This is a genomic window from Corallococcus sp. AB018 (assembly GCF_003986945.1).
GTDB classification, from domain to species: Bacteria; Myxococcota; Myxococcia; order Myxococcales; family Myxococcaceae; genus Corallococcus; species Corallococcus exiguus.
The window spans coordinates 47,598-72,208 of record NZ_RAWR01000008.1; the positions used below are offsets into that span (position 1 = coordinate 47,598).

Annotated in this window: 25 protein-coding genes; 10 read left to right on the forward strand and 15 right to left on the reverse strand. The window is 68.9% G+C overall.

The window, feature by feature from the left end:
* Nucleotides 1–71 precede the first annotated feature (71 nt).
* Nucleotides 72–1,892 (reverse strand): long-chain fatty acid--CoA ligase, encoded by a 1,821-nt coding sequence (locus D7Y11_RS03270; RefSeq protein ID WP_172810997.1) that lies wholly within the window; start codon nt 1,890–1,892, stop codon nt 72–74.
* 95 nt (nt 1,893–1,987) lie between these two features.
* On the opposite strand from D7Y11_RS03270, the gene D7Y11_RS03275 reads away from it, so the two are divergent.
* From D7Y11_RS03275 to pyk, 3 genes are all read left to right on the forward strand, one after another.
* Nucleotides 1,988–2,353: a hypothetical protein gene (locus tag D7Y11_RS03275; protein WP_172810996.1), complete on the forward strand. Its 366-nt coding sequence runs from the start codon at nt 1,988–1,990 to the stop codon at nt 2,351–2,353.
* 129 nt (nt 2,354–2,482) lie between these two features.
* Entirely contained in the window at nt 2,483–3,277 is a 795-nt protein-coding gene (locus tag D7Y11_RS03280) for a bifunctional nuclease family protein (RefSeq protein WP_169820390.1), read from the forward strand.
* Between the two features lie 216 nt (nt 3,278–3,493).
* The gene (gene pyk, locus D7Y11_RS03285; protein ID WP_126932983.1) at nt 3,494–4,894 is read left to right on the forward strand and encodes a pyruvate kinase; all 1,401 of its coding nucleotides are present in this window, start codon (nt 3,494–3,496) and stop codon (nt 4,892–4,894) included.
* A gap of 34 nt (nt 4,895–4,928) precedes the next feature.
* On the opposite strand, the gene D7Y11_RS03290 is transcribed toward pyk, so the two are convergent.
* From D7Y11_RS03290 to D7Y11_RS03330, 9 genes are all read right to left on the reverse strand, one after another.
* Nucleotides 4,929–5,594 carry a hypothetical protein gene (locus D7Y11_RS03290; protein ID WP_120576546.1) on the reverse strand — a complete coding sequence of 222 codons (666 nt, stop codon included), beginning with the start codon at nt 5,592–5,594 and terminating at the stop codon, nt 4,929–4,931.
* A 19-nt stretch (nt 5,595–5,613) separates the two neighbouring features.
* Complete coding sequence (gene carA, locus D7Y11_RS03295; protein WP_120576545.1) at nt 5,614–6,741, reverse strand: glutamine-hydrolyzing carbamoyl-phosphate synthase small subunit; 1,128 nt, start codon at nt 6,739–6,741, stop codon at nt 5,614–5,616.
* A complete protein-coding gene (locus tag D7Y11_RS03300) occupies nt 6,741–8,042 on the reverse strand; it encodes a dihydroorotase (protein ID WP_199753682.1) in 1,302 nt (433 codons plus the stop codon). The genes carA and D7Y11_RS03300 overlap by 1 nt, the downstream gene beginning before the upstream one ends.
* On the reverse strand, nt 8,039–8,932 hold the full coding sequence (locus D7Y11_RS03305) for an aspartate carbamoyltransferase catalytic subunit (protein WP_120576544.1): 894 nt from the start codon (nt 8,930–8,932) through the stop codon (nt 8,039–8,041). Before D7Y11_RS03305 ends, D7Y11_RS03300 begins: the two co-directional genes overlap by 4 nt.
* Nucleotides 8,933–9,008: 76 nt before the next feature.
* Nucleotides 9,009–10,235, reverse strand: a complete 1,227-nt coding sequence (gene lepB, locus D7Y11_RS03310; RefSeq protein WP_233596924.1) for a signal peptidase I — start codon at nt 10,233–10,235, stop codon at nt 9,009–9,011.
* Nucleotides 10,236–10,261: 26 nt separating this feature from the next.
* A complete protein-coding gene (lepA, locus tag D7Y11_RS03315; protein WP_126932984.1) occupies nt 10,262–12,073 on the reverse strand; it encodes a translation elongation factor 4 in 1,812 nt (603 codons plus the stop codon).
* 166 nt (nt 12,074–12,239) lie between these two features.
* A complete protein-coding gene (locus tag D7Y11_RS03320; RefSeq protein ID WP_120576541.1) occupies nt 12,240–13,184 on the reverse strand; it encodes an NAD-dependent epimerase/dehydratase family protein in 945 nt (314 codons plus the stop codon).
* A gap of 71 nt (nt 13,185–13,255) precedes the next feature.
* Nucleotides 13,256–14,215: a UDP-glucuronic acid decarboxylase family protein gene (locus D7Y11_RS03325; protein ID WP_126932997.1), complete on the reverse strand. Its 960-nt coding sequence runs from the start codon at nt 14,213–14,215 to the stop codon at nt 13,256–13,258.
* 24 nt (nt 14,216–14,239) lie between these two features.
* Nucleotides 14,240–14,422: a ribbon-helix-helix domain-containing protein gene (locus D7Y11_RS03330; protein ID WP_120576540.1), complete on the reverse strand. Its 183-nt coding sequence runs from the start codon at nt 14,420–14,422 to the stop codon at nt 14,240–14,242.
* Between the two features lie 93 nt (nt 14,423–14,515).
* Between D7Y11_RS03330 and D7Y11_RS03335 the strand changes: the two genes are divergently transcribed.
* Complete coding sequence (locus D7Y11_RS03335) at nt 14,516–15,115, forward strand: hypothetical protein (protein ID WP_126932985.1); 600 nt, start codon at nt 14,516–14,518, stop codon at nt 15,113–15,115.
* Between the two features lie 57 nt (nt 15,116–15,172).
* Here the strand turns inward: D7Y11_RS03335 and D7Y11_RS03340 are convergent, their stop codons facing one another.
* The 4 genes from D7Y11_RS03340 to D7Y11_RS03355 all read right to left on the reverse strand — a co-directional run bounded on the left by D7Y11_RS03340 (nt 15,173) and on the right by D7Y11_RS03355 (nt 19,081).
* Complete coding sequence (locus D7Y11_RS03340) at nt 15,173–15,559, reverse strand: cupin domain-containing protein (protein ID WP_223738386.1); 387 nt, start codon at nt 15,557–15,559, stop codon at nt 15,173–15,175.
* A 5-nt stretch (nt 15,560–15,564) separates the two neighbouring features.
* Nucleotides 15,565–16,488, reverse strand: a complete 924-nt coding sequence (locus D7Y11_RS03345; protein WP_126932986.1) for an SPOR domain-containing protein — start codon at nt 16,486–16,488, stop codon at nt 15,565–15,567.
* A gap of 186 nt (nt 16,489–16,674) precedes the next feature.
* The gene (gene mnmA, locus D7Y11_RS03350; protein WP_120566164.1) at nt 16,675–17,721 is read right to left on the reverse strand and encodes a tRNA 2-thiouridine(34) synthase MnmA; all 1,047 of its coding nucleotides are present in this window, start codon (nt 17,719–17,721) and stop codon (nt 16,675–16,677) included.
* Nucleotides 17,722–17,815: 94 nt separating this feature from the next.
* Nucleotides 17,816–19,081 carry a CCA tRNA nucleotidyltransferase gene (locus D7Y11_RS03355; protein WP_120576537.1) on the reverse strand — a complete coding sequence of 422 codons (1,266 nt, stop codon included), beginning with the start codon at nt 19,079–19,081 and terminating at the stop codon, nt 17,816–17,818.
* 219 nt (nt 19,082–19,300) lie between these two features.
* Here D7Y11_RS03355 and D7Y11_RS03360 point away from each other — a divergent pair, with 219 nt between their 5' ends.
* Both D7Y11_RS03360 and D7Y11_RS03365 read left to right on the forward strand, forming a co-directional pair.
* Entirely contained in the window at nt 19,301–19,690 is a 390-nt protein-coding gene (locus D7Y11_RS03360; protein ID WP_126932987.1) for a hypothetical protein, read from the forward strand.
* A 71-nt stretch (nt 19,691–19,761) separates the two neighbouring features.
* Nucleotides 19,762–20,184, forward strand: a complete 423-nt coding sequence (locus tag D7Y11_RS03365) for a DUF4326 domain-containing protein (RefSeq protein WP_121751685.1) — start codon at nt 19,762–19,764, stop codon at nt 20,182–20,184.
* On the opposite strand, the gene D7Y11_RS03370 is transcribed toward D7Y11_RS03365, so the two are convergent.
* Entirely contained in the window at nt 20,185–21,231 is a 1,047-nt protein-coding gene (locus tag D7Y11_RS03370) for an alpha/beta hydrolase (protein WP_120576534.1), read from the reverse strand.
* Nucleotides 21,232–21,367: 136 nt separating this feature from the next.
* On the opposite strand from D7Y11_RS03370, the gene D7Y11_RS03375 reads away from it, so the two are divergent.
* The 4 genes from D7Y11_RS03375 (at nt 21,368) to D7Y11_RS03390 (ending at nt 24,595) form a co-directional block, all read left to right on the forward strand.
* A complete protein-coding gene (locus tag D7Y11_RS03375) occupies nt 21,368–21,808 on the forward strand; it encodes a hypothetical protein (protein ID WP_126932988.1) in 441 nt (146 codons plus the stop codon).
* Between the two features lie 108 nt (nt 21,809–21,916).
* Nucleotides 21,917–22,255 (forward strand): hypothetical protein, encoded by a 339-nt coding sequence (locus D7Y11_RS03380; protein ID WP_121751687.1) that lies wholly within the window; start codon nt 21,917–21,919, stop codon nt 22,253–22,255.
* Nucleotides 22,256–22,292: 37 nt separating this feature from the next.
* Entirely contained in the window at nt 22,293–22,913 is a 621-nt protein-coding gene (locus D7Y11_RS03385; RefSeq protein WP_121751688.1) for a DUF1877 family protein, read from the forward strand.
* 137 nt (nt 22,914–23,050) lie between these two features.
* On the forward strand, nt 23,051–24,595 hold the full coding sequence (locus D7Y11_RS03390) for a kelch repeat-containing protein (RefSeq protein ID WP_121751689.1): 1,545 nt from the start codon (nt 23,051–23,053) through the stop codon (nt 24,593–24,595).
* The last annotated feature ends 16 nt before the right edge of the window (nt 24,596–24,611 follow it).

Consider the following 24,611-nt stretch of genomic DNA (forward strand, 5'->3'; position numbering starts at 1 on the left):
GCGGTAGCAGCCACTGAAGCACGAAGGGGCGCGGGACTCGAAGCTTGAGTCCCCCGCCCCTTTCGCTTTGCCTAGCCGTGGGCGACGCCAGGCGCGCCTGGCTCGTTGTAGAGCGCTTCGATGGCGTCCGCGTACTTCTGCTCCACCACCTTGCGGCGCATCTTCATGCTGGGCGTGAGCTCGCCACCGTCGATGGAGAACTCCCCCGGCAGCACGCGGAAGCGCTTGATGGTCTCGAAGCGCGACAGCTTCGGGTTCACGTCCCGCTCGAAGGCCTCGTACAGGTGCTGCTGGAGGCGCGCGTCCTTCACCAGCGTGGCCACGTCCTCCGGCCAGCCCTTCTCCCGCGCCAGCTTCCGCACCCGGTCCGGATCCAGCGTCACCAGCGCCACCAGGTAGTTGCGCCGGTCCCCCACCACCAGCGCGTGCCCCACGGGGGACACGCCCTTGAGCAGCTCTTCGATATTGGCGGGCGACGTCTTCTTGCCGCCGGAGGTGACGATGATCTCCTTCTTGCGCCCGGTGATGCGCAGGAAGCCCTCGGAATCCAGCTGCCCCACGTCGCCCGTGTGCAGCCACCCGTCCGCCAGCAGCTCCTGCGTGGCCTCCGGGTTGCGGTGGTAGCCCAGGCACACGTTGCCGCCCTGGACGAGGATCTCCCCGTCCTGTGCGATGCGCACCTCCACGCCCAGCATGGGGCGGCCCACCGTGCCCATCCGGGCGCACTCGGCGGTGCTCACCGTGGCGGGGCCGGACACCTCCGTCATGCCCCACACTTCCAAGAGGACGACGTCGATGGAGGCGAAGAAGTCCAGCACGTCCCGGCCAATGGGCGCCGCGGAGGTGGAGAACAGCTTCGCCTTCTCCAGGCCGATGCGCGTCTTCAACGGCTCGAACACCAGCCGCTTGGCCAGCGCGAACTTGGCCTCCATGAACGACGGGACGCGCTCCTGGCTCAGGACGCGCGTGTTGCGCTCCAGCGCCGTGGCGCGGGCCCACTCCACCAGCCGGCGCTTCAGGGGTGGCTGCGCGGCCAGGCCCTCCTCCGCCTTCGTCTTGAACTTCTCCCAGACGCGCGGCACCGCGAAGAAGACGGTGGGGCGCACCTCCGTGAGGTTCTTGCCCAGGGCGTCCAGCGAGTCCGCGAAGTACACCTGCGTGCCCATGAGCAGCGGGCTGTGCAGGGAGACGATCTGCTCCGCGATGTGGGACAGCGGCAGGTACGACACCAGCCGCTCGTCCTCCATGTCATGGAAGCCCATGGTGTCGCCCAGCTGCTTCGACGTCCAGGCGAGGTTGCGGTGGCTGAGCGCCACGCCCTTGGGCTGGCCGGTGGTACCGGACGTGTAGATGAGCGTGGCCAACGCGTCCGGGTGGAGCGCGTGGACGCCGTCCCAGTAGGGGGCTTCATCCGCCTTCGCGCCAGAGGCCAGCACGTCCGCGTAGCGCAGCACGCCTTCGGGCAGCGGCGTGGGCGCGTCCATCACGATGAGGTGCTGGAGCGCGGGCAGCCGCTTCTGGACCTCCAGGCCGGTGGCCAGGTGCTTCGCGTTCTCCACCAGGAGGAAGCGCGCCTCGCAGTGGCCCAGGATGTAGACGAGCTGGTCCACACTGCTGGTGGTGTAGAGCCCCACCGGGATGCCGCCCAGGGACATGGCCCCCAGGTCCGCGACGTGCCACGCCTCGCGGTTGAAGCTCAGGATGCCCAGCGGGTCGCCTTCCTGAAACCCCAGCGCGTGCAGCCCCAGGGCGAAGCGCTTGACGCGCTGGGCATAGTCGAACCACGAGGTGGGGACATAGGCGCCTCCATGGCGAGACCAGAGCGCCGGGCGGTGTTCCAGCCGCGCGGCCTGGTCATGGAGCGCATGCAGCATCGTCTTGGGCAGGTCCATCTGGCGAAACGTAGTGGAAGCTCCCCGCCCGTTCCACGTCCCCGCGTCTCAGGCGTTGACAGCATGTTCACCAGCTTTGTATGCCGCGCCCGACCATGAGCATCGACTTCACCTGTCAGAAGTGCGAGGCCAGCTTCGAGTTGGAAGCCCAGGACCTCATCGAGGGGACGGAGAAGATTGTCTGCCCCCACTGCGACGCGAAGGCGCCCGCCAACCTCTCCGAGGACTTCGTCGCCGCGCTCACGGAGATGCGCGCGCAGATCGCCATCCTGAGCAAGAAGTTCGCGGTGACGATGACGCTCGAAGCCGAGGAGCTCGAGGACGAACTCGACGACGAGGACGAAGACGAGGAAGAGTCCGACGACGACGAGGATGACGACGAGGACGAGGACGAGGACGACGAAGAGTCCGAGGACGACGAGGACTACGACGACGAAGAGCCCGAGGACGGCGACCGCTAGTCGCCTGGCGCCCCTTGTTCCCGGCTGCCCGCCCGCCCTCCAACCGGGTGGGCCAGGGCCCGGGGGCTGCTCGCGACGGCGTGGGGGCGGTGCCCTCCCGGTGAAGGGGGAGGTGCGTAGCTTAGGGATGTGAAAACGTCCAACCGCGCCAACTTCTTCGTCGCTCCGTTCACGGCTGTGGTGCTGGCGCTGGGGGGAGCGTTGTTCCTCCCCGCGTTCGGGATCCCCGGCGCCAACGCCGCCGCAGACTCAGCGGCGGCAGGCAAAGAGAGGCCCTGCATCACGGAGAAGGGCAGCGACCCCAAGGCCTGCTCGGAGCTGGTGGAGCTGGAAGTGAAGGACGTGGTGCCCTTGATGGAGGCGCAGACGCACGCCGTCGTGCTGACCACCAAGGACGGGGAGACGGTGCTGCCCCTCTTCGTGGACGAGGGCGCGGCGGTCTCCATCGCCTTCCGCCTCGCGGAGCGTCCGCCCCCGCAGCCCTTGTCGCAGGACCTGCTGGACGACGTGGTGAACAAGCTGGGCGGCAAGGTGACCGAGGTCCGCATCGACGACCTGCGCGACAACGTCTACTCCGGCCGCGTCTTCCTCCAGCAGGGCAAGAAGGAGCTGGCGCTGGACGCGCGCCCTTCGGACTCCATCGCCATGGCCATGCACAGCCAGGCCCGCATCCGCGTGACGCGCAAGGTGCTGACCATGGCGGGCATCACCCGCTCGGAGATTGAAGCCCTCCAGAAGCAGCAGGACCTGGGCGTGGGCGGCAGCGGCGGCCTGGGTGAAGAGGACATGGGTCCCCTGCCCCCGCCGCCTCCCATGGGCCCCAGCGCCGGCAACCCGAAGCCTCACTCGGAGGACATCGGCATGGACCACTCCACGCGCCCGCTGATGGAGCCCATGGGCAAGGGCCAGGAGATCGACCTGTAGGCGTCCGCGAAAAGGCCTGCCTGGAACCTGGAACGAAAAAAGCCCGGCCCCCCCTCCCAGGGTAGCCGGGCTTTCTTCGTCTCAAGCGTCTGAGAGCCACGAATGGCGTACGCCGGCCTGCGGTAACTTTCCGTCCAGCGCGTGAAGCGAAGAGTTAGTCCTTCGGGCGCAAGCCTGTCAAGACGCCCACCCCGTGGCGCTAGGATGGGCCGCCTTATGCGCAAGGCGAAGATCATCTGCACGCTGGGTCCGGCTTCGGACTCCAAGGAAGTCATCGAGGGGCTGGTGAAGGCGGGCATGAACGTGGCCCGGCTCAACTTCTCCCACGGAACGCACGACGAGCACCGCCAGCGCGTCCAGCGCATCCGCGCGGTGTCGAAGAAGCTGGGCGTGCCGGTGGCCATCCTCCAGGACGTGCAGGGCCCCAAGGTGCGCCTGGGGCGCTTCGAGGGCGGCCAGCTGATGGTGACGGCCGGCGACACGGTGACGGTGACGACGCGCGCGGTGCTGGGCCAGGGGAAAGTCATCCCCACCCCGGTGCGCACGCTGCCCCGGGACGTGGAGAAGGGCCACGAGGTGCTCCTGGACGACGGCCGGGTGCGCCTGCGCGTGCTGAAGGTGAGCGGCCAGGATGTGTCCTGCCGCGTGGAGGTGGGCGGGCTGCTCAAGGACCACAAGGGGCTCAACCTGCCCGGTACCGCCATGTCGGTGCCCACGCTGACGGAGAAGGACAAGGTGGACCTGGCGTTCGGCCAGGAGGTGGGCGTGGACTACGTGGCGCTGTCCTTCGTGCGCTCCGCCCAGGACGTGCGCCAGGCGCGGACGCTGGTGGCGAAGGGCAAGACGCCCATCATCTCCAAGATTGAAAAGCCCCAGGCGGTGGAGAACCTGGAGTCCATCGCCGCGGAGTCGGACGGGGTGATGGTGGCCCGCGGCGACCTGGGCGTGGAGATGCCGCTGGAGCAGCTGCCGGCCATCCAGAAGCGCACCGTGCGGGAGGTCAACCGCATGGGCGGCATCGTCATCGTCGCCACGGAGATGCTGGAGAGCATGGTGCTCAACGCCCGGCCCACGCGCGCGGAGGTGTCGGACGTGGCCAACGCCATCCTCGACGGCGCGGACGCGGTGATGCTCTCCGGGGAAACGGCCGCGGGCCGCTACCCCGTGGACGCGGTGGCCACCATGGCGCGCATCGTGGAGGAGACGGAGCGCACCGGCGTCATCACCCTGCCCCACTCCCCCTTCGAGCGCTCCGAGGACCTGGGCACCGGCGTCGCCGCGGCGGCGGTGGCCGCGTCCCGGCAGCTGAACATCGGGACCATCATCGCGTACACGGAGAGCGGCCACTCCGCGCGGCTCATCTCCGAGTTCCGTCCCGGCGCGCGCATCCTCGGCCTGACACCCAACGCGGACACGGTGAACCGGATGGCGCTGTACTGGGGCGTGACGGGCCACCTGGTGAAGCGCGTCAGCACCACGGAGGCCATGCTCAAGCAGGTGCGCCGGCTCTGCCAGGAGCTGCGCTTCTGCGAACCGGGCGCGCCCTTCATCCTGGTGGCCGGCGTGCCGCTCAACGTGCCGGGCAACACCAACATGATGAGCATCCACCGCATCTGAAAGAGCCCGCGGTGGAGGCTTCCGGGCAGCAGGCCTACAGGACCTTCTGCTCGAAGTCGTAGATCTTCTCCACCGACAGCTGGCGGTAGCGCTCCACGTTGAGGGCCCGGCGGGCGCACTCCCACACCAGGTCCTTGGCGGGGCGCTCCGGCTCCTTCTTCTTGCGGCGCTTCACCTCGGCCTTGATGGACTTGAGGGCCAGCGCCGGGTGGTAGCAGAAGGCGGAGGAGAACAGCAGGTGGCCGCCGAAGGGCACCAGGCGCGCCTCCAGCACGTCCCCCGTCTCCAGGCCCGCGATGTGGCGGCGCTCCGTCACGTCGAAGTCCTTGCCGGAGAAGAGCTCGCGCAGGCGCACCATGCCCTTGGCCAGCTTGCGCACCTCGAAGAGGCCGTGGACCGTCTCCGTGAAGCTGCGGAAGGCGTTGGCCTCCTCGGGCGGCGCGGACTGCAGGCGCTGCTCGTACAGCTCCGCGGCCGGCGTCTTGCCCGTGAGCGGCGAGACGCGGTCGTAGAGGTAGTAGTCCAGGAACGACGCCATCCGCAGCTCGAAGAGCTTGTCGTCCTCGAAGACTTCTCCGGTGAGACGGAAGTACTCCGCCTTGGCCTCCAGGAGGTCCGGCTTGCGCGCCTCCGAGCTGCCGAAGGCGATGAGCTGGTCCAGGTAGGGCTGGTACGACATCGGGGTCAGCGCGGTGTCCATGGCCGGTGCGTGCCTCTTCCTACGAACCCGCCATCAGCGTCGCGAAGCGGCTGAACAGGTAGCGCGCGTCGTGAGGGCCGGGCGAAGCCTCGGGGTGGTACTGCACGCTGAAGGCCCGCGCGTCCGGAACGGCCAGGCCCTCCACCGTGCCGTCATTCAGGTTGATGTGCGTGACGACGGCCTTGCCCTTGAGGCTGGCGTCGTCCACCGCGAAGCCGTGGTTCTGCGCGGTGATCTCCACCTTGCCCGTCGTGAGGTCCTTCACGGGCTGGTTGCCGCCGCGGTGGCCGAACTTCATCTTGTACGTCCGGCCGCCCAGGGCCAGCGCCATGATCTGGTGCCCCAGGCAGATGCCGAACACCGGCACCTTGCCCAGCAGCGCCGCCACCGTGCGGTCCGCGCCCTTCACCGCGGCCGGGTCGCCCGGGCCGTTGGCCAGGAAGACGCCGTGCGGCTTCTTCGCCAGCACCTGCTCCGCCGTGAAGTGGGAGGGCACCACCGTCACGCGGCAGCCCACGTCCACCAGGTACTGGAGCATGGAGCGCTTGAGGCCGTAGTCGTACGCGACGACGTCGAACTTCAGCTCCGGCTCCGGGCGCTTGTCACCGGTGGCCAGGAACACGTCCGGCGACGGCGTGGTGAAGAGGTAGGGCTCCTTGCAGGACACGCCCGTGGCCAGGTCCAGGCCCTCCATGCCCACTGCGGTGCGCGCGCGCTCGGACAGGGCGGCGGCGGTCACGTTCTCCGTGGAGATGATGCCCGTCTGCGCGCCGTGCGTGCGCAGGTGGCGCACCAGCCGGCGGGTGTCCACGCCTTCAATGCCCACGCGGCCGTGGCGCGCGAGGTACGCGTCCAGCGTCTCCTGCGAGCGCCAGTTGGAGGGCGTCTTCGTCAGCGAGCGCACCACCATGCCCACCGCGTGCGGCAGTCCCGCCTCCTCGTCCGCCGCGTTCGCCCCGATGTTGCCCATCTCCGGGTACGCCATGGTGACGATCTGCCCCACGTACGAGGGATCCGTGAGGATCTCCTGGTAGCCGTACATGGACGTGTTGAAGACCACTTCGCCCACCGTCTCGCCGGAAGCGCCAAAGGCGCGTCCCTCGAACGTGGTGCCATCCGCCAGTGCGAGCACCGCCCGCTTCGTCATCACCGCGACTCCTTGAGCTGACCGTCCTCGAACACACACCGGCCGCCCACCCACGTCTGCGTCACGCGACCCTTCAGCGTGCGCCCGTGGAAGGGCGTGTTGCGACTGCGGGAATAGAACCGGTGGGCATCCACCGTCCACTCCTCCGAAGGGGACACAAGAGTGATGTCCGCCGGGGCACCAGGCGCCAGGTGACCGCCCGGCAGGCTGAATACCCTCGCCGGCCCGTCCGACAGGAGCTCCACCGCCCGGCGCGGGGTGAGCACGCCCTCGTGCACCAGCGCCAGCGTGAGCCCCAGGGCCGTCTCCAGCCCGACGATGCCGTTGATGCCCTTCTCGAACTCCACCAGCTTGTCGGACACTCCGTGCGGCGCGTGGTCCGTGGCGATGGCGTCCACCGTGCCGTCCACCAGCGCCTCGCGCAGCGCCTTCACGTCCACGTCACTGCGCAGGGGCGGCGCCATCTTCGCGTGGGTGTCGTAGTCCCCCACCGCCCGGTCATCCAGGGTGAAGTGGTGCGGCGCCACCTCGCAGGTGACGCGCAGGCCGCGCGCCTTGGCCTCGCGGATGAGCCGCACGCTGCCCTCACAGGACACGTGCGCCACGTGCAGCCGCCCCTTCGTCTCCTCCAGGAGCACCAGGTCGCGCGCCACCATGGCCACCTCCGCGGAGGACGGAATGCCGCGCAGGCCCAGCCGCGTGGACGTGGCGCCCTCGTGCATGGCGCCGCCGGCGGACAGGGTGAGGTCCTCCTCGTGCACCATCACTGGCACGTCGAACTGGGTGGCGTACTGGAGCACCCGGCGCATCAGGCTCGCGTTCATCACCGGGCGGCCGTCGTCGGTGAGGGCCACGCAGCCGGCGCCAATCAGCTCGCCTGCTTCCGACAGCTCCTCGCCCTTGAGCCCCTTGGTGATGGCGCCGGCCGGGTACACGTGGCACAGGTCCGCGTCCCGAGCGCGCGACAGCACCAGCTCCGTGACGAGCGCGCTGTCGTTCACCACCTTGGTGTTGGGCATGGCCACCACGCCGGTGAAGCCGCCCGCCACCGCCGCGCGGCAGCCGGTGAGGACCGTCTCCTTGCCCTCTTCTCCCGGCTCGCGCAGGTGCACGTGCAGGTCGATGAAGCCCGGCACCAGCCACTTGTCGGTGGCGTCCACCACCCGCGCGTCCTTGGGCGCGGGCAGCGGGCCTTGCGACACCTGGGCCACCCGGCCGTCCGTCACGAGGACGTCACGAACGCCGTCCACGCCATTGCGCGGGTCGATGACGCGCGCCCGCTGGAAGAGCACCGTGGTCATGATGCGCACGCCTCCAGGACGGCCCGGCGCACCGCGACGCCGTTGGCCACCTGCTCCAGGATGACGCTGCGAGGCCCGTCCGCCACCACCGGCGACAACTCCACGCCGCGGTTGATGGGGCCCGGGTGCAGCACGAGGGCTTCCGGCCTCATCCGCTCCGCGCGGGCGGGCGTGATACCGAACAGCCGCGAGTACTCCCGCTGGGACGGCAGGAAGGCTTCCGACATGCGCTCCGTCTGCAGCCTCAGGCACATCACCGCGTCCGCCTGGGGCAGCACGGCGTCCAGCTGATGCGTCACCTCTCCGCCCATCTCCTCCAGCCCTGGCGGCAGGAGGGTGGGCGGTCCGCAGAGCACGACCCGGGCCCCCAGCGCCTTCAGGCACAAGAGGTTGGAGCGCGCCACGCGGCTGTGCAGCACGTCGCCAACAATCAGCACCGTACGCCCGTCCAGGCGGCCCCAGCGCTGGCGCAGGGTGAAGGCGTCCAGCAGGGCCTGGGACGGGTGCTCATGCGCGCCGTCGCCCGCGTTGACCACCGCGCACTTCACGTGGCGGGCCACGAGCCCCGGCGCGCCGGAGGAGCGGTGGCGGATGACGATGACCGCCGGCCCCATGGCTTCGATGTTGCGCGCGGTGTCCAGGAGCGTCTCCCCCTTGGACACGGAGGAGCCCGCGTAGCTCCAGTTGAGGACGTCCGCGCCCAGCTTCCGCGCGGCCACCTCGAAGGAGGAGCGCGTCCGGGTGGAGTCCTCGAAGAAGAGGTTCGCCACGACGCGGCCCCGCAGAACGTGCGAGGCATCCGGTCCGCCGGGCAGGTGAGCCTGGGCGCGGTCGAGCAGTGCTTCCAGCTCGTCCCGCCGCCAGCCTGCGATTCCGAGAAGATGTCTCATGGGCCGGGGCCGCCGCGTACCGCGCGCCGCACGTTGCGTCAAGCACGGCGCGTGGCGGCAACCCGTCCAGCGTCCGTCAGCGCACCGGTTCAAAGAAGCGGTCGACCCTCAGGCCCGTGCCGCCGAACAGATTGCCCAGCAGGCCGCCCCAACCGAGCGACAGCCAGACGACCATGGCCTTGCCCTTGATGTGGCCGTACGGCACGTAGGCGACCTCGGCGCCGCCCGGGCCGCCCAGGTTGTAGCGGCTGTCCGCGCTGTTGTCCCGGTTGTCGCCCATCACGAAGACGCTGTTGGCGGGCACCGTGTAGGGGCCCTCGTGCTCGCGGCCCGGCAGGCGCATGGGGTGCTGGAGCGACGAGTGCACCACGCCGCCCAGGTTCTCGCGGTAGAGCACCTCTTCCTGGTCGAACCAGCGGCCCGTCAGGTCGTCCTGGTTGTGCACCACGTAGTCCGGCGTCACCAGCGTGCGCGGCTGCGGCTCGCCGTTGATGCGCACCACCCCGTCGACGATCTCCACCGTGTCGCCGGGGATGCCGATGACGCGCTTGATGAAGTCCTTGGACTCGTCCACCGGGTTGTTGAAGACGATGACGTCCCCGCGCATGGGCTCCCGCACGATGCGGAACGGGACGAAGTTCGTGTACGGGATGCGCACCCCGTAGATGAACTTGTTCACGAAGACCTGATCGCCAATCTGCAGCGTGGGCAGCATGGAGCCGGACGGGATGCGGTACGGCTCGATCAGCACCGTGCGGATGATCACCGCGATGAGCAGCGCCTTGCCGAAGCCGCCCAGGAAGTCCCACACGGACTGCTTGCGGTACGCGCCCAGGTGCTCCTGGGTGAGCTTCTCCAGCGCCTGCGTCTCCGTGCGCAGCAGCTCCGCGTTGGCCGCCACGGACGCGGACTCCACGCGCAGGGCCTGCTCGGTGATGCGCTCCGCCACGGCCGGGGACACCTTCGTCCCCAGGCGCGCGAGGATGCGCTCGTCCTCGGAGATGAGCTCGTGCGCCTCGTGGCGCAGCGTGCGCAGCAGCGATTCCTTCCGGGAGGCGTTGCGCCACACCAGCAGGCCCACGAAGGCCAGCACCATCAGCAGGCCGAAGCCCTTGATCAGCGGCTGGGCCCAGGACGCGGTGCCGGGCGCCATCTCAATCAGCGTGACGTAGGGGATGAACGCCAGGCCCACACCGCACAGCGGAGCCCAGAGGCTGGTGAGCAGCTCGCGCCACATCAGCTGGCGGCGGGCCTTGAGCTGCTCCGGAGTGCGGCGCGCGGCCATGGCCGCTCCCAGCTTCATGGAAGGACTGGCCGTGCTCATAGGGCTTACTGCTCCGTCTTGAGGACCGCGAGGAAGGCTTCCTGCGGAATCTCCACCGTGCCCACCTGCTTCATGCGCTTCTTGCCCTCCTTCTGCTTCTCCAGGAGCTTGCGCTTGCGGCTGATGTCGCCGCCGTAGCACTTGGCAAGGACGTTCTTGCGCATGGCGGAGATCGTCTCGCGGGAGATGATCTTCGCGCCGATGGCGGCCTGGATGGCCACCTCGTACATCTGCTTGGGAATCACTTCCTTGAGCTTCTCGCAGACCTCGCGGCCGCGCAGGTACGCGCGCTCGCGGTGCACGATGACGGAGAGCGCATCCACCGGCTCCCCGTTGATGAGGATGTCCAGCTTCGCGAGGTCCGCTTCCGCGTAGGAGGACAGCTCGTAGTCCAGGCTCGCGTACCCGCGCGACACGCTCTTCAGCCGGTCGAAGAAGTCGAAGACGACTTCCGCCATGGGCATCTCGTACGTCACCTGCACGCGGGTGCCGCTGGAGCCCAGGTACTTCATGTCCTTCTGCACGCCACGCCGGTCCTGGCACAGCTTCAGGATGGCGCCCAGGTGCTCGTTGGGCACGTGGATGTGACAGGTGAGGATGGGCTCCTCGAACTTGGTGATGTTCTGCGTCGGCGGCAGCTTCGCCGGGTTGTCCACCAGGAGCACTTCATCCTTGGTGGTGGTGATGCGGTACACCACCGACGGGGCCGTCGTGATCAGGTTGAGGTTGTACTCGCGCTCCAGGCGCTCCTGGACGATCTCCATGTGGAGCAGGCCCAGGTAGCCGCAGCGGAAGCCGAACCCCAGCGCCGTGGACGACTCCGGCTCGTAGGTGAAGGCGGAGTCATTGAGCGTGAGCTTCGCCAGCGCGTCGCGCAGGTTCTCGTAGTCGGACGAGTCCACCGGGAAGATGCCGGAGAACACCATCGGCTTGACTTCCTTGAAGCCCGGGAAGGGCTGCTCGGTGGGCCGCGCCTCCTCCGTCACGGTGTCGCCGACCTTCGCGTCCTGCAGCTCCTTCACGTTGGCGACGAGGACACCCACCTCGCCCGCCATGAGCTGCGTCACCGGGCGCGAGAACGGGCTGAACACGCCCAGCTCCTGCACCTCGAAGACCTTGTTGTTGCTGAACATCTTGATCTTCTGCTTCAGCTTCAGCGTGCCTTCCAGCACGCGCACCAGCGTCACCACGCCCCGGTAGTTGTCGTACCAGGAGTCGAAGATGAGCGCCTTGAGCGGCGCGGACGGCGAACCCGACGGCGGCGGCACGCGCTTGACCACCGACTCCAGGATGTCGTGGATGCCGATGCCCTCCTTCGCGGAGGCCGGCACCGCGACGGACGCGTCGATGCCGATGACGTCTTCAATCTCCCCGCGCGTGCGCTCCACGTCCGCGGAGGGCAGGTCGATCTTGTTGATGACCGGGATGATCTCCAGCTCGTGTTCCAACGCCATGTAGACGTTGGCGAGCGTCTGCGCCTCCACGCCCTGCGTCGCGTCCACGACGAGCAGCGCGCCCTCGCACGCGGCGAGGCTGCGGCTCACCTCGTAGGCGAAGTCCACGTGTCCCGGCGTGTCGATGAGGTTGAGGACGTAGTTCTGGCCGTCCTTGGCGGTGTACGTCATCCGCACGGACTGGGCCTTGATGGTGATGCCCCGCTCTCGCTCGATGTCCATGTTGTCGAGGAACTGGGCCTGCGCCTCACGCTTGGTCAGCGTGCCTGTCTTCTCCAGGAGGCGGTCGGCCAGCGTCGACTTTCCATGGTCGATGTGGGCGATGATGCAGAAGTTGCGGATGTGCGCGTTTTCAGCCGGCATGGTCAGGGCGCTCGTCGGTCGCGAAGCGGGCGTAGGTAACACCGAACCGCCTGAAAATCCACGACCGGCGCACACCTGCCCGCCGGGCACTCCACCCGCCTGACGCCCCGCATTCCCCCCGGCATCCAGGCCGGGGGGACTTGAGCGGCGCGACGACGGCCCGGACTCAGCCCCGGACGCGGACGGGACCCGCGGCCTGGTCACGGAAGAACTGGAGCGTGTGGCGCAGGCCCTCCGCCAGCTGCACGGACGGCTCCCAGCCCAGCACCTTCTTCGCGTGCGCCGCGTCGATGCAGGAGCGCAGCTGCTCGCCCGGCTTGCCCGGCGCGTGCGCGGCCTTCAGCGAGCTGCCGCCGGCCTCCGCGATGAGCTCGTAGAGCCGGTTGATGTCCGTCTCCACGCCGGTGCCGATGTTCGCGGCGCCCACGTAGTCGCTCTGGAAGGCCAGGTAGTTGGCGCGGGCCACGTCCGGACCGAAGACGAAGTCACGCGTCTGCTTGCCCTCGCCGTAGATGGTGCAGCCCTGCCCCGCGATGACGCGCTGGCTGAAGATGGCCACCACGCCGGCCTCGCCGTGCGGGTTCTGCCGGGGGCCGTACACGTTGGCGTACCGCAGGGCGACGTACGGCAGGCCGTACTGCGCGCGGTAGTAGCCCAGGTACAGCTCGCCCGCCGCCTTGGAGACGCCGTAGGGCGACACCGGCCGCTGGGGGTGGTCTTCCCGGGCGGGGAAGTAGTCCTGCTCGCCGTAGATGGCGCCGCCGGTGGAGCTGAAGATGACCTTCTTCACGCCGGACTGGCGCGCGGCCTCCAGCAGGTTCGTCATGCCACGGATGTTCACGTCCGCGTCGAAGCCGGGGTCCTCCACGCTGCGGCGCACGTCCATCTGGGCGGCCAGGTGACAGAGCACCTGGGGCTTCTCCGTGCGGATGAGCTCCGCGGCTTCCGGGCTCCGGATGTCGTGCACGGCCAGCCGTACGCGCGGATCCAGGTTCTCCTTCTTGCCGCTCGACAGGTTGTCCAGCGCGATGACCTCGTGGCCATTGCGCAGGAACTCATCGCACACGTGCGAGCCGATGAAGCCCGCGCCGCCCGTTACCAGGACTTTCACGCCGTTCTCCCCAGGCCCGGCCGCCACGAGGGACGGGCCGACTACCTCGCGTTCACTCGCGCGCGGCCAACCTAAGTCCCAGAGGGGCGAGCGGCAACCTCACGAAAGTAGGCGATGGTGTCCCGCAGACCCTCTTCCAGCTTCACCTTGGGCTCCCACCCCAGCAGCGTGCGCGCGCGGGTGATGTCCGGCTGACGCTGCTTCGGATCATCCTTGGGCAGCGGGTGGTAGACGATCTGCCTACCCCCACCCGCCGCTTCGCGCACGGCCTCCGCGAACTGCTTGATGGTCATCTCGCGCGGGTTGCCGATGTTCACCGGGCCCCGGACGTCCGACAGCACCAGCCGCACCAGGCCGTCCACCAGGTCCTTCACGTAGCAGAACGAGCGCGTCTGGCTGCCGTCCCCGAAGACGCTGAAGTCCTCGCCCTTGAGCGCCTGGCCCACGAAGGCGGGCACCACGCGGCCGTCGTTGAGGCGCATGCGCGGGCCGTAGGTGTTGAAGATGCGCACGATGCGGACGTTCACCCCGCGGCTGCGCTCGTACGCGGCGCTGATGGCCTCCGAGTAGCGCTTGGCCTCGTCGTACACCGAGCGAGGGCCAATGGGATTCACGTTGCCCCAGTAATCCTCCTTCTGGGGGTGCACCAGCGGGTCGCCGTACACTTCCGACGTGGAGGCCATGAGGAACACGGCCTTCTTCTTCTCCGCCAGCTTCAGCGCGTTCTCCGTGCCGATGGAGCCCACGCGCAGCGTTTCGATGGGGAGGTTCGCGTAGTCAATGGGCGACGCGGGCGAGGCCAGGTTGAGGACGAAGTCCACCGGCCCGTCCACTTCCAGGCCCTCCGTGATGTCCTGGTTCACGAACTGGAAGCCCGCGCGCGGCTTGAGCGTGCGGACGTTCGCCTCATTGCCCGTGATGAGGTTGTCCACCGCGAGGACGGACTCCGCGCCGTCGTCCAGCAGCCGCTCACACAGATGCGAGCCCACGAATCCGGCCCCACCCAACACCACCGCCCGCTTGCCACGCATGCTCGTCACGTCACGCCTCGTTCGTCAGGAGAGTTCGTCGAAGGTTGCCTGGCCCGGCAGCTGCGCCTTGTACTTCTCCAGCACCAGGTCGATGCCCTGCCGGATGTACTCGGCCACGGGCACCTTCGACTTCTGGTTCAGCGCCTTGAGCAGTTCGTTCTGCTCCGGAGTGATGTAGATGGTGGTGCTGACTTTCTTTCGGGCCATGGCGATACGTGAAAATATATGGAATGACGTGGCCTGCGAAAGCACGGAAGTGAAGCGGCGCGAACATGGCGCCCCACCTGCTCGGGAGGCATCTTGGCTTCTAGCAACCGCTTGATTTTCCTGGGCTTCCTGGCAGTGGGTGCGCTCGCGGGCTGCGCCTCCCAGAAGGCCGCGGAGACTCCTGACGCAGTGCGTAAGCGCCCGGAGGCGGAGGGCGTCCGGGGGAAACAGGACCCGGGGGAGACCGTCACGGAGCTGGACGCCAACGGCGACGGCCGCACGGACGTCTGGGAGTACCGGCTCAAGGACGTGCTGGTGCGCAAGGAGCTGGACCTGAACTGGGACGGCCGCGTGGACGTCACCCAGTACCTGGATCCGCAGGGCGCGAAGGTCCGTGAGGTGATGGACCTGGACTACGACGGCAAGGTGGACGCCACGTACCACTACGCCGAGGGCAAGCGCACGAAGGGCGAGCGCGACCTGGACGGCGATGGACGGTCGGACTCGTGGCTGTACTACGAGAACGACACGCTCGTGCGGAAGGAGCGCGACGCGAACCACGACGGCCGGGTGGACTACTGGGAGTACTGGGAGAACGGCCAGGTGGATCGCATTGGCGAGGACCTGGACGGCGACGGCACCGTGGACCAGTGGACCCGCAATCCGAACGCGGCGGCGAAGTCCAAGGAGTGACGTCGGAGGCCCGGCCGGCGCACCGTGAAGGCGCGCCAGCGGGCTTCACAGCGGGGACTACGGGGCGCTGGTGCCCGTGCGCCCGTAGGAGTCCTCCAGGCGCACCACGTCATTCAGCTCGGGGGTGCTGACCTCGAGGATGTCGCAGTCGGTGATGGCGACCATGCGGTGCTTGGTCAGCGGCTTGATGTGGTAGCTCTCACCGGGGTTCATCTCCTTCTCGATGAGGCCCTGGCCCTCGTCCACGACGAAGAGGAGCTTGCCGCTCTGGACGTGGATGGTCTCGTCCTTCACGTTGTGGAACTGGAGGCTCAGCTTGTGGCCGGCTTTCACGTGCAGGAGCTTGCCCACGTAGCGCTCCGTGTGGGCCCAGATGAGCTCGTGGCCCCAGGGCTTCTCCACCCGCTTCGTCGTCGTCATTTGCTTCGTCTCTTCCTTGCCCAGCAGCGCTAGTTCGTGCCGGCCACGTACGCGTCGAGCTGGGTCTCGCGCTTGAAGTCCGTCAGGTACCGACCCGCGGCTTCCTTGCTGGCGAAGCTGCCCATCCGGACGCGGTACCAGGTGCCCTTTCCAGGCACCTCCGCCGTCAGGATATAGGGGGCATAGCCCTTGTCGCGCAACCGCGCGGCGAAACGGTCGGCGTCCTGGCGGCTCTGGAAGGCGGAGAGCTGGAGCGTGAACGCCCCACCCTTCACGGCCTCGGACGGACGCGGCGGCTCCGCGGGGAGCGCCTGGGCCCGAGCGATGGCCTCCTTCATGCCTCCGTCACGCGCGGCGGTGCGGGTGGCGACCGGCGTCTCCTCCACCTTTCCCTTCACCGGCTCCACCACCTTGGGCTCCGGCTTCGCGGCGGCGACCTTGGCGGGCTCTTCGACCTTGGGCACCGGCTTCGGCTCCGGCTTCGCGAGCGGCTTGCCGTTGGCGATGGCGTCCTCCTCGGCGGCGTCCATCGCGGGCAGCTCGCCCGTGTCGGGGTCCGGCGTGGGGGCCAGGGCGGCGGGCTTCGCCGCGGGCTTGGGCTCCGGCTTCACCTCGGGCTTCGCGGCGGCGGCGACCTTGGGGGCCTCCGGCTTCGCGGCGGGCTTGGGCATCGGAGGCAGGGGCTCGGAGCCCGTCTTGCGGGTGAGCTCGTCCGGGAAGGTGAGCGGCGGATCCTGGCGCGCGTCGTTGAGGACCTGCGCGTTGGCGTCCAGCGCGGAGAGCAGGTCCGGGGCCTCGGCCGTCTGCGCGTCGCCGGAGAGCTTCTTGCCCACCACCACGCCCAGCACGAACACGGCGCCCATCACGACGATGCCGGCGATCAACAGGCTGACGATCTGCCGGTTGTCCAGCGAGACGTCGAACTTCTCCTTCATCCGATGGGCGTCACGCATGGCGGGGCAGACCTCGATCGCGCGCTCACGGCCCGTGTAACGGCCTGTAGCGACAGCGTGCGCGCAAGCTACGCCCCACCCCCAGGCGGGTCAAATTCGCGGAGGCAGTGGAACACGCGGCGCGCGCGAGGCCGGAAGTCCGGCCCCGGCTGCATCAGTGGATGACGGAGGACGCGTCAGGTCGGCTCAGACGATCCACCCGCCGCCGAGCACGCGATCCCGGTCGTAGACCACCGCGGCCTGCCCCGGCGTGACGGCGCGCGCGGGCTCGTCGAGCTTCACGGACACCAGCCCGTGCTGCGAGATGTGGATCCGTCCCGGTGCGCCCGCGTGGCGGTGACGGATCCGGACCTCCACGGCCTGTTCGGGCGGAGGCGGACCGTCCACCCAGTGCGGCTGGAGCAGGCCGAACTGCGCGCGGCCGGTGCCCTCCGCGGGGCCCACGACGACGCGGTTCGTCTCCGGCTCCAGGCGCTGCACGTAGCGCACTTCGCCGCCGCCCAGGTTGAGGCCCTTGCGCTGCCCCACGGTGAAGCGGTGGATGCCGTTGTGCGTGCCCAGCACCTTGCCCTCCGGATCCACGACCTCGCCGGACGGCTGGGGACCGGCGACCTTCTCCACGAACCCGGCGTAGTCGCCGTCCGGCACGAAGCAGATCTCCATGCTCTCCGGCTTGTGGGTGGTGGGCAGGTTGTGGCGCTCGGCGACGGCGCGCACCTCCGGCTTGGTGAGGTGGCCCACGGGGAAGAGGACGTCCTTCAGCTCCTCCTGGCCCAGGGTGAAGAGGAAGTAGCTCTGGTCCTTGGCGGCGTCCACGGCGCGGCGCAGGTGGAAGCGGCCGTCCACCTCCTCCACCTGGGCGTAGTGGCCCGTGGCGAGCCGGGCGCCCAGGGCGCGCGCGCGCTTGAGGAGGAAGTTGAACTTCACGTCGCGGTTGCAGCTCACGCACGGGATGGGCGTCTTGCCTCCCAGGTACGACTGGACGAACGGGTTGACGACCCGGTCCTGGAAGATCTCCTCGGCGTTGGCCACGTAGAACGGGATGCCCAGCGTCTGGGCCACCGCGCGGGCATCGTCGATGTCGTCCGGACTGCAGCAGCTGCCACACTTCGCGGCGCCCTCGTAGGACCAGACGCGCAGGGTGATGCCGATGACCTCGTGGCCCTGCTCCTTGAGCAGGGCGGCGGCGGCCGAGGAATCCACTCCGCCACTCATCGCAACGACGACTCGCATGGGGCTCCTTCCTACACGCCCCCAGGCCGCGACGCACGGCCGGAGGCGCTCCGGGCCCCCTCCCCTGCCCTCCGGCCGGGAAGAGGCCCCCGTGTCATGAACCGCGCGCCGCCCAGGCCGTGAGCAGGGAGCGGAGCGCGTCCGCGGTGTTCAGCGACGGGTCATCGAGCACGGATTCGACAAGGTACCGGGTCGCCTCGCCCACCTTCGGCGAGGGGCCGATGCCCAGCGTCTTCATGATGTCGCCCCCGGTGAGCGCCAGCTCCTTCGCGGACAAGGGGGGCTTCGCGGCGGCCAGCGCCTCCAGCCTTCCGGCCAACGCCTCCACCGCGGGCAGGCGCTCCGGGGCCCGGACCTGGACGCGGGCCTTCGCCACGGAGAGGAGCGCGGGCAGGTTCACCAGGCCCACCCGGGCGAGCAGCCGGCGCAGCGCGGGGTCCGCGTCGTCCACGCGCGTCTCCAGCTTCGCGTGCTCGACGAGCATGCCGATGAGGTCCGCGGACTTGTTGGGGAACTTCAAACGCAGACACAGCTCACGGGCCTGCGTCGCGGTGTCGATGTCCGCGAGCAGCGTGGCCACGCGCAGGTCCGCGTCCAGCGGCGCGGCCTGCACTGCGGCGCGGGCGAGCCGGGCGGCCTCCTCGTCCGCGTGGGCCACCTCCGGAAGGAAGACCTCCATCAGCCCCGTGTCCGCCAGCAGGTGCAGCCCCATCTCCGCGCGAGGGGACAGGAGCAGCTTGAGCAACTCCTCGCGCACGCGCTCCAGCGCGACCTTGCGGAACACGGCCAGGGTCGCGGGGATGGCGTCGCGGGTGTCGGGGTCCAGCGTGAAGCCCAGCACGGCGGCGAAGCGCACGGCGCGCAGGGGGCGCAGTCCGTCCTCGGAGAAGCGCTCCTGCGCGGAGCCCACGCAACGGATCAACTTCGCGGGCAGGTCCACCTGGCCGCCGAACGGATCCACCAGCTCGCGGTCCAGCGGGTTGTACGCCATGGCGTTGATGGTGAAGTCGCGCCGCGACAGGTCCTTCACGATGTCCCGCTCGAAGGACACGGAGCTGGGGCGCCGGCCATCCAGATAGTCCCCTTCCGAACGGAACGTCGTCACCTCCACGTGGTTGCCGCCGGTGACGACGGTGACGGTGCCGTGCTGGATGCCGGTGGGGATGACCTTGCGGAAGGCGCGCTGGACCTCTTCCGGCAGCGCGCTGGTGGCGACGTCGAAGTCCTTCGGGTGGACCTTGCGGACCATGTCCCGCACGCAGCCGCCCACCAGGTACGTGGGGTGGCCCAGCTCGCGCAGGCGGGTGATGACTTCGAGCACGGGCTTCGGAATGTCGGCGTCGTGGAGGTTGGCGATCATGTCCGCGAGGGTGGGAGGAGACGGGCGCGTACGTTGCCGTCTTCCGGCGGGCCTTGCCACTGCGATGGCCTTCGCGGAGGCCGGCATACGACAAATGACGTATACGTGTGCAAATGAAAGTCTTCAGGAAACTCCACCCCACATGCCCCGACAATCATTTCAACGCATCACCTACCGCGGGCAGGGGCCAACGGGCCGCCGCCCCCAGCGAGGCAAAGCATGTTCAAGGTCACCAGCAACCACACGTTCAAGAACCCCTCCCGCCTGCAGATTGATCAGACGACGCAGGGCAAGACGAGCGACTACAGCCACGCGGTCAGCGGCGTGAACCAGATCCTCGACAAGGGCAATTTCGGCATCTCCGACCGCTCCAAGAACAGCGTCATCGACAACGTCAAGAAGGTGGAGACGGGCGCGCGCAGCGAGGTCAACGCGCACCAGCGCGAGGCGCTGAACTTCGGCCGCGACGCCTTCGTGAGCTTCAGCAAGGGCCAGTTCAAGCAGGGCGCGGTGGAGGCGCTCGGCTCCGGGCTCAACACCGCGGCCTCGGGGTTCAAGTCCACGTACACGCCGACGCCGCACGAGAAGCAGGGCATCGACCCCTGGTGACCCCTGCCTGCTGACGGGCCGGGCTTCACGCACGGCGTCTGACGGGTGCATCTGTTAACGATGCACCCGCCATGTCCGAATCCCGAACCACCGCGGTGCACGTCCACGACGCCTGCGAGGTGTACGTGGGCCGTGCCTTCCGCGCCTGGGCGAAGCCCGGGCCGCTCAACCCCGTGCCGGGCCGCTTCGGCAACCCGTTCAAGCCCGGGGGTGTGAAGACCTGGAAGGCGATGATCCGCACGTACTTCGAACCGTGGCTGGCGAAGCTGCCCGCGGACGAAGCCGAGCGGATCCGCGACGAGGCGCAGCGGCGCATGGCGCCCGGCCCGGACGCGTTCGAGTCCTTCCGCTGGTACCTGGAGCTGCGCACGAAGCACGACCCGGCCTTCCTGCGCGACGTGCGGACGTTGCGCGGCAAGCGGCTGGGCTGCTGGTGCAAGCCGGGCCCGTGCCACGCGGATGTGTTGGCCGCGTGGCTGGACTCAGGGGATTGATCAGTGACGCGCGCTCTCCCGCTCGCGAACCTGCGCGGGCTGGGACGTGAGCGTCGCGTCCACCTGCCTCCGCGTGCCCAGGGCTTCCGACAGCGTCACGCAGGCCTGGGCGATGGCGTTGCGCGCGGCGAGTGAGTCCGCCAGCGGATCCAGCATCACGAAGTCGTGGATCATCCCATCGTACTGGAGGGCCAGCGCGGGGACGCCCGCGTCCACGAGCCTGCGCGCGTAGGCCTGGCCTTCGTCGCGGAGCACGTCGCACTCGCCATTGAGGATCAGCGCCGGGGGCAGGCCTCGCAGCTGCGCGTCGGTCGCGCGCAGGGGGCTGACGGTGGGCTCCGTGCGGACGGTGGAATCCGGTACGTAGTTGTCCCAGAACCACTGCATGCCGCTGCGGGTGAGGAAGTAGCCGTCCGCGTAGCGCGCGTAGGACCCCGTGTCGAAGCGGGCATCCGTGACGGGATAGAACAGCACCTGCTGCAGGATGCGCGGACCGCCGCGTTCCTTCGCCACCAGCGTGAGCGCCGCCGCCAGGGTCCCGCCAGCGCTGTCTCCCACCACGGCGATCCGCTGTCCATCCAGGTCCGCTTCGCCGCCGTTCTTCGCGACCCATTGCAGCGCGGCGTAGGCCTGTTCGATCTGCGTGGGGTACTGCCCTTCCGGAGCAGGCGTGTAGTTGACGAACACGACCGCGCACCGCGCGCCCACGGCCAACTCACGGATCAACCGGTCGTGCGTGTCCTTGTCGCCCAGCACCCAGCCACCGCCGTGGAGGTAGAGCACCACCGGGAGCGTCTCCGACGCGTCCGCGGGCCGCACGATGCGGACGGAGACCTGTCCGTCAGGGCCCACCGGCAGGGAGCGGTCCTCGATGCGGGCCGGCTTCCGCGCGCTCTTTCCTGCTTGCACGCTCCGGAGCACGGCGCGCGCCTCCGCGGGAGGCAGGGTTTCGAGCGCGGGCCCGCCCGCCTTCTTCAGCTGCTCCAGGAAGGCACGGGCGTGGGGATCCAATCCGGAGTCGGAAGGCTGCTTCGTGTCGGTGGGCATGGCGTCTCTCCTCCTGGGCCGAGAATGGCCATGCACGACAGGAGTGGGAGACGCAGGCACACGGTGGGCCTGTCCGATGCGCCGCATCTGTTATTTACAACTATGCAGGTATTTCTAGTTTACCACGGAGAGTGTCATGAGTGAGTCCGCTGTGCTTCGCAGGCCGCGCTTCCGCACTGCCCTGGCGCTGTTGCTGGCCCTCCCCCTGGCGTCCGCATGCAACCCGGAGCCTGAAGCCGACGCTCCGGTCCAGGCCACGTCGAACCTGGCGTCCGTCATCACCAACACGTCCTTCGAGACGAACACCCGCGGTTGGTCCGGCTGGCAGGGAACGCTGACGCGGGAGGCGCGCACCGGAGCGCCGGATGGGCAGTACGTCGGGCGCGTCACGGTCAGCGGGGCGGCGACGATGTACTCGTTGGACGGCGCGCAGAGCGGCATCCCGAACGCGCCGCAAGGGCAACTGGGTCATCCAGACGGAGACCGACCTGAGCGGCACGCCTCCGAGCAACAGCGCCGCCGGCAACGTGCAGATCGACTGGGTCGCGGTCTGGGTGCCGAAGTAGCACGGGCCTGATGCCGCCGGGCATTCCTCTCATGGGGGATGCCCGGGCGCTTCGCGCAATGGGATGGAGCCGCGCGGGCCTGATCCACGGGCCCTTCATCCCCCGACCGCGGAGCCACCATGGCAGTGCATTACGATCCCAGCATCATCACGAAACATGCCCAGGCGCTGTACGACCGGGCCGCCGGCATCATCTTCGCGTGGGGCTTCATGGCCTTCATCGTGGGTGTGGTGGTGACGAAGGCGATGAACGCGCAAGGCCTCTTCGTCCTGATCGGCGGTCTGGTTGCGGCGTTGATCGGCGTCATGTTCGGCCGGGGCCGGGCCTTCGCGCTCCAGCTTCAAGCGCAGGTGGCGTTGTGTCAGGTCGCCACGGAAGCCAATACGCGGAGGGCCGCGGAGGCAGCGCTCGCAGCGGTGCCGCCTGTCACCCCCGAACAGGTGAACCGCGCGAGCTAGCTGCTGCGCTGGCGTCGGAGCTGCTAGGACGGGGCCCATGGGACTCGATGCGAGCTACCAGGCCCTTCCCAGCGGTTCCCCGCTTCTGGAACTGGCGCGGCAAAACATCGGCGTGGGCGAATGGCTGTGCTCCGTCACCCGGTTGCTCCAGGATCCCCGAGAGGAGCGGCTGGCACCGGGCGGCCCGGATCCCGGCGAACTCCAGCTCCTGGGGGCCGTGAAAGAGCTGTTGCGCACCCGCCCGGACCTGGTGATGCAACACGTGGAGCTCGACCGGAGGTGGGATCATCTGCACTTCGTCCTCTCCGACCGCCGCCGGAACGAGCCGGGAGCCGAGGACGACTCCCTGGCCGGAATCGCAATCCATGGCGAGGCGAAGATCGCCCCGCACGTGGTGGCGGGTCAGGGCGTGCCCCTGCGCTACACGCGGCCGGAGGCGGTGGAGCGGATCGCCCGGATGCTGGAGGCCGTGCGGTTCGACGCCCTTCGCGAGCACTTCACCTTCGCAAGCATGAGCGAGGCGGGCGTCTACAAATGCCCGCACGAGGAGTCCATCGACGAGGCCTGGCAGTGGCTCACCGAGCGCTTCGACCGCTTCCGCGCCTTCTACGTCACGGCCGCGAAACACGGAGACGGCGTCCTCGTCTGCGTGGACTGACTCCAGCTCAGGACCGGCTTTTACCGTCTCCTGAGACAAGTCCGGGTATCTTGAGACACCCGATTTGTGTTCATGTTTCATGAAAGGAATCCAGACACCGCGTGCCATGGTCGCGGGCCCATTTCCCGGGAGCCCACATGCGCACCTCGTCTTGGATGTCCTTGGCCGTCGTCCCCCTGCTGTTGTGTCTCGCGTGCAGTCCCGAGAGTGAGCTCCCCGGGGACGACGTCGTGTCCTCCCAGTCGTCCGCGCTCGTCGTGCCCGGTGGTTCGATGCTGTCCGCTCGCTACCAGCACACCGCCACGCTGCTCGCCAACGGCAAGGTGCTGGTCGCGGGCGGAGGGACGCCTTCTGGCTCGTACTCCTCCACGGAGCTGTATGACCCGGCGACGGCCACTTCCGTCAGCGGTCCGTCGATGCTCACCGCGCGCCGCGCTCACACCGCCACGCTGTTGCAGGACGGCACCGTGCTGGTCGTGGGCGGCATCAACTCGAGCGTGCTCTCGTCCGCCGAGCGCTACGACCCCACCACGAACACCTGGAGCGCCGCCGCTCCCCTGCCCCGCATCAGCTATGGCCACACCGCCACGCTGCTCGCGGACGGCCGCGTGCTCGTGGCGGGCGGCGTGAGCATCGTCACCTCGACCTATGTCTACACGCCGTCCACGAACACCTGGGCGGCCACGGGCTCGCTCAACGCCGGGATGATGAGCCAGGCCGCGGTGCGGCTCGCGGACGGCCGCGTGCTCGTGGCGGGTGGAAGCAATGGCACGACGTCCTCCAGCAACCACGCGGAGATCTGGAGCCCCACCACGGGGACCTGGACCACCGTCGCGTCGATGAACACGGGCCGCAATGGCCACACCCTGCAGCTGCTCTCCAGTGGCAAGGTGCTGCTGACGGGCTATGCCACCGCGGCGGAGCTGTATGACCCGGCCGCCAACACCTGGACGAACACTGGCGCCACGGCCGTCCAGCACTTCTCCGCGCCGTCGGTGACTCGGCCGGATGGCACCATCCTGATGGCCGGTGGCTCCTACAACACGATGCAGGTGGAGCTGTTCTCCCCCACGACCAGCACCTGGAGCACGGTGGGAACGCTGACCCAGTCCCGCGTGGACCACCCCACGGTCGCGCTGCCGAACGGCCGCGTCCTGTTCCTCGGAGGGACGACCTACAACGCCCAGGGCAACATGCAGGCGGTGGCGAGCATCGAGGTCTTCGACGCCTCCGCCACCTGCACCCCGACGACGTGCGCGGCCCAGGGCAAGACCTGCGGAACCATCTCCGACGGCTGTGGTGGCACCCTCGCCTGCGGCACCTGTGGCGCCGGACAGGTCTGCTCCAGCAACAACGTCTGTACCGCCGCCTGCACCCCGACGACGTGCGCGGCTCAGGGCAAGACCTGCGGAACCATCTCCGACGGCTGTGGTGGCACCCTCGCCTGCGGCGCCTGCGGCGCCGGACAGGCCTGCTCCAGCAGCAACGTCTGTACCGCCGCTGCATGCACCCACAACGTCTGTACGACGGGCTCGTCGCTGAACAAGGACTGCAACTCCTGCACGTTTTCGGTGTGCAACCGCGACCCGTACTGCTGCACCACGGCCTGGGACAGCATCTGCGTCAGCGAGGCCTCCTCCTGGTGTGCCATCGCGCAGCCGGGCTGTGTCGTGAGTCAGTAGCCGTCACCTCCGGGTC

Excerpts from the sequence above, each read along its gene's own strand:
- D7Y11_RS03270 (WP_172810997.1), bottom strand. The coding sequence starts at position 1,892 with ATGGACCTGCCCAAGACGATGCTGCATGCGCTCCATGACCAGGCCGCG.
- D7Y11_RS03275 (WP_172810996.1), top strand. The coding sequence starts at position 1,988 with ATGAGCATCGACTTCACCTGTCAGAAGTGCGAGGCCAGCTTCGAGTTG.
- pyk (WP_126932983.1), top strand. The coding sequence starts at position 3,494 with ATGCGCAAGGCGAAGATCATCTGCACGCTGGGTCCGGCTTCGGACTCC.
- D7Y11_RS03290 (WP_120576546.1), bottom strand. The coding sequence starts at position 5,594 with ATGGACACCGCGCTGACCCCGATGTCGTACCAGCCCTACCTGGACCAG.
- carA (WP_120576545.1), bottom strand. The coding sequence starts at position 6,741 with ATGACGAAGCGGGCGGTGCTCGCACTGGCGGATGGCACCACGTTCGAG.
- D7Y11_RS03300 (WP_199753682.1), bottom strand. The coding sequence starts at position 8,042 with ATGACCACGGTGCTCTTCCAGCGGGCGCGCGTCATCGACCCGCGCAAT.
- D7Y11_RS03305 (WP_120576544.1), bottom strand. The coding sequence starts at position 8,932 with ATGAGACATCTTCTCGGAATCGCAGGCTGGCGGCGGGACGAGCTGGAA.
- lepB (WP_233596924.1), bottom strand. The coding sequence starts at position 10,235 with ATGAAGCTGGGAGCGGCCATGGCCGCGCGCCGCACTCCGGAGCAGCTC.
- lepA (WP_126932984.1), bottom strand. The coding sequence starts at position 12,073 with ATGCCGGCTGAAAACGCGCACATCCGCAACTTCTGCATCATCGCCCAC.
- D7Y11_RS03325 (WP_126932997.1), bottom strand. The coding sequence starts at position 14,215 with ATGCGTGGCAAGCGGGCGGTGGTGTTGGGTGGGGCCGGATTCGTGGGC.
- D7Y11_RS03330 (WP_120576540.1), bottom strand. The coding sequence starts at position 14,422 with ATGGCCCGAAAGAAAGTCAGCACCACCATCTACATCACTCCGGAGCAG.
- D7Y11_RS03345 (WP_126932986.1), bottom strand. The coding sequence starts at position 16,488 with ATGCGTGACGCCCATCGGATGAAGGAGAAGTTCGACGTCTCGCTGGAC.
- mnmA (WP_120566164.1), bottom strand. The coding sequence starts at position 17,721 with ATGCGAGTCGTCGTTGCGATGAGTGGCGGAGTGGATTCCTCGGCCGCC.
- D7Y11_RS03355 (WP_120576537.1), bottom strand. The coding sequence starts at position 19,081 with ATGATCGCCAACCTCCACGACGCCGACATTCCGAAGCCCGTGCTCGAA.
- D7Y11_RS03360 (WP_126932987.1), top strand. The coding sequence starts at position 19,301 with ATGTTCAAGGTCACCAGCAACCACACGTTCAAGAACCCCTCCCGCCTG.
- D7Y11_RS03365 (WP_121751685.1), top strand. The coding sequence starts at position 19,762 with ATGTCCGAATCCCGAACCACCGCGGTGCACGTCCACGACGCCTGCGAG.
- D7Y11_RS03370 (WP_120576534.1), bottom strand. The coding sequence starts at position 21,231 with ATGCCCACCGACACGAAGCAGCCTTCCGACTCCGGATTGGATCCCCAC.
- D7Y11_RS03375 (WP_126932988.1), top strand. The coding sequence starts at position 21,368 with ATGAGTGAGTCCGCTGTGCTTCGCAGGCCGCGCTTCCGCACTGCCCTG.
- D7Y11_RS03380 (WP_121751687.1), top strand. The coding sequence starts at position 21,917 with ATGGCAGTGCATTACGATCCCAGCATCATCACGAAACATGCCCAGGCG.
- D7Y11_RS03385 (WP_121751688.1), top strand. The coding sequence starts at position 22,293 with ATGGGACTCGATGCGAGCTACCAGGCCCTTCCCAGCGGTTCCCCGCTT.
- D7Y11_RS03390 (WP_121751689.1), top strand. The coding sequence starts at position 23,051 with ATGCGCACCTCGTCTTGGATGTCCTTGGCCGTCGTCCCCCTGCTGTTG.